The sequence below is a fragment of the Aeromicrobium sp. PFPM2_SD2 genome, from assembly GCF_057364525.1.
In genome coordinates this window covers 1-2,635 of sequence record NZ_JBNFNZ010000351.1, presented here as the reverse complement: position 1 = coordinate 2,635, position 2,635 = coordinate 1, and the positions used below count along the sequence as shown (strand labels likewise).

Below are 2,635 nucleotides of genomic sequence, written 5' to 3'. Positions count from 1 at the left end.
GACGTCCGGCCGTGGTCGGCACCGCCGCCCGCGAGGAGACGTGCCGCTGCCCGAGGGCCAGGACGTGCTCGCCGCGCCCGCCGCGGCCCCGGCCAAGTCCGAGAAGAACCCGCTGCTCGGCTGGCGCGGACGCGCGCACGGCGACCCCACCACGATCGTCCTGCTGCGCCACGGCGTCACCGCGAGCACCGTCCGCAAGCTGTTCTGCGGCACCGGTGGCACCGACCCCGGCCTCACGTCCGAGGGCGAGGCCCAGGCCGTGCGGGCCGCCGCCTGGATCGAGCGCCGTCTCGACGTCGACGCGATCGTCGCGTCGCCGTTGCGCCGCACGCGCGAGACGGCCGGCTTCGTCGCCCGCGAGCTGGGCCTCGACGTCGCCACCGAGCCGGGCCTGGCCGAGGCCGCGTTCGGCGAGTGGGACGGCCTGACCTTCGCCGAGGTCATGGAGCGCTGGCCCGAGCAGATGGACGCCTGGCTCGGCTCCACGTCCGTCGCCCCGCCCGGCGGCGAGACGTTCGACGCGGTCTACGAGCGCGTCCGCGACGCCCGTGACCGGCTGCTCGAGACCTACGCCGGCCGCACGGTCGTCGCGGTCAGCCACGTGACGCCGATCAAGATGATGGTCCGGCTCGCGCTGGACGCGCCGATGCCGATCATCCACAAGATGGAGCTCGCCCCGGCCAGCATCACCACCATCTCCTGGTGGCCCGACGGCACCCCGTCGCTGAAGAACTTCTCGGTCGTCCCGGACTGAGTGAGGAGCCCCACACCGGGGAAGCGGGGGCCCGGCCCGGTCGTTGGCACCGGGTATGGATCTCTTCACTCCCGTGACCCTGGGTGACCTCGAGCTGGCCAACCGCGTCGTGATGGCGCCGCTGACGCGCATGCGCGCCGGCGCCTCCGGCGTGCCGAACGACCTGCTGGTCGAGCACTACGAGCAGCGGGCCGGCCTCGGCCTCATCGTCACCGAGGGCACCTACCCTCGGCGCGAGTCGCAGGCCTTCGTCGGCCAGCCCGGCATCGTCGACGACGAGCAGCAGGCCGGCTGGGCCCGCGTCGCCGACGCCGTCCACGCCCGCGGCGGCCGCATCGTCATGCAGCTCATGCACGGCGGACGCGTGACGCACCCGGACGTCAACGGAGGCCGCCGCGTCGAGGCGCCCAGCGCCCTCGCCATCCAGGGCGAGGGCCACACCGAGCAGGGCAAGCAGGCCTACCCGGTGCCGCACGCCCTGACGGCCGAGGAGGCCCAGGAGGTCCGCGACGACTTCGTCCGCGCCGCCCGCCGCGCGGTCGACGCCGGCCTGGACGGCGTCGAGGTCCACGGCGCCAACGGCTACCTGCTCCACGAGTTCCTGTCGCCGGCGGCCAACGTCCGCGACGACCAGTACGGCGGGTCGCCGCAGAACCGCGCCCGCTTCGTGGTCGAGGTCGTCCGCGCGGTCGCCGAGGAGGTCGGGGCCGGCCGGGTGGGCCTGCGCATCTCGCCCGAGCACAACATCCAGGACGCGCTCGAGACCGACCACGAGGACGTCCGCGCCACGTACGGCCACCTGCTGGACGAGCTGCGTCCGCTGGGCCTGGCCTACCTGTCGGTGCTGCACCGCGAGCGCGCGAGCTGGTGCAGGAGCTGCGCAGCGCGCTTCTGGCGGCCGCTGGTGGCCAACAGCGGCTTCGGCACGGTCACGGCCGCGACGAGGCCGTCGCCCTCATCGAGGCCGCGCACGCCGAGGCGGTCGCGGTCGGCCGGGCGGCCATCGCGAACCCGGACCTGGTCGAGCGCTGGCGCGGCGAGCACCCGGAGAACGAGCCCGACCCGCGCACGTTCTACGCGCCCGGCGCCGAGGGCTACACCGACTACCCGTTCCTCGCGGGGGTCTGAGGCTCAGACCTCGGCGACGCGCGGACCGCTGCGGGCCCGGGTTCTCGCTAGGGTGCGCAGGTGCAGGTCTCCCTGAAGTACGCCGTGGTGGAGCGGGAGCGTCGCTATCGTCTCGCCCGCCTTCCCGAGGGCGTGTCGAGCACCCGAGAGATCCTTGATCGCTACGTGACGGGCACCCGGCTCCGTCTGCGCGAGGTACGAGAGAGCGATGGCACCGTCACCCGCAAGCTCGGGCACAAGGTGCGTCTCTCGGACGGTCCCGCCGAGGTCGCGTGCACGAACGTCTACCTCGACGACGCCGAGTGGGCCCTCCTGGCGGCCCTGCCCGCCCGGGTCCTGCGAAAGCGGCGGCACATGGTCCGTCGCGACGGGCTCGTGGTCGCCGTCGACGAGCACGACGACGGTTCGCTGGTCGCCGAGATCGATGACGGTGATCAGCCCTCGGACCTCGTCCCGGAGTGGCTGGACGTCATCGAGGACGTGACCGCCGACGAAGCCTGGACCGGCGCGCGTCTCGCGGAGCGAGGGCCGGCCCTCGACGGACCCGGCGCCTGACGTCCTCGAGGGACGCGTCCGCTCAGACCTCGGTGACGACGACGTCGAGCCGGGCGCCCGCCCGCTCGACCGTCCAGCCGAGGTCACCCAGCGCCTCGGCGAGCTCGTGACGGTGGCCGGCTCCGCGCCTCCAGCAGCAGGGCGCGGACCAGCCGGCCCTTCGTCGCCTTGTTGAAGTGGCTGACGACCTTGCGCTGG

Annotated in this window: 3 protein-coding genes; all 3 read left to right on the top strand. The window is 73.9% G+C overall.

Annotated features, from left to right (window positions below):
* Positions 1–754: histidine phosphatase family protein (locus AC2W7G_RS13395; protein WP_485868877.1), on the top strand; the 754-nt coding region annotated here is incomplete at its 5' end.
* A 73-nt stretch (positions 755–827) separates the two neighbouring features.
* On the top strand, positions 828–1,958 hold the full coding sequence (locus tag AC2W7G_RS13390; RefSeq protein WP_485868876.1) for an oxidoreductase: 1,131 nt from the start codon (positions 828–830) through the stop codon (positions 1,956–1,958).
* The gene (locus tag AC2W7G_RS13385) at positions 1,943–2,437 is read left to right on the top strand and encodes a hypothetical protein (protein WP_485868875.1); all 495 of its coding nucleotides are present in this window, start codon (positions 1,943–1,945) and stop codon (positions 2,435–2,437) included. Before AC2W7G_RS13390 ends, AC2W7G_RS13385 begins: the two co-directional genes overlap by 16 nt.
* Positions 2,438–2,635 lie beyond the last annotated feature (198 nt).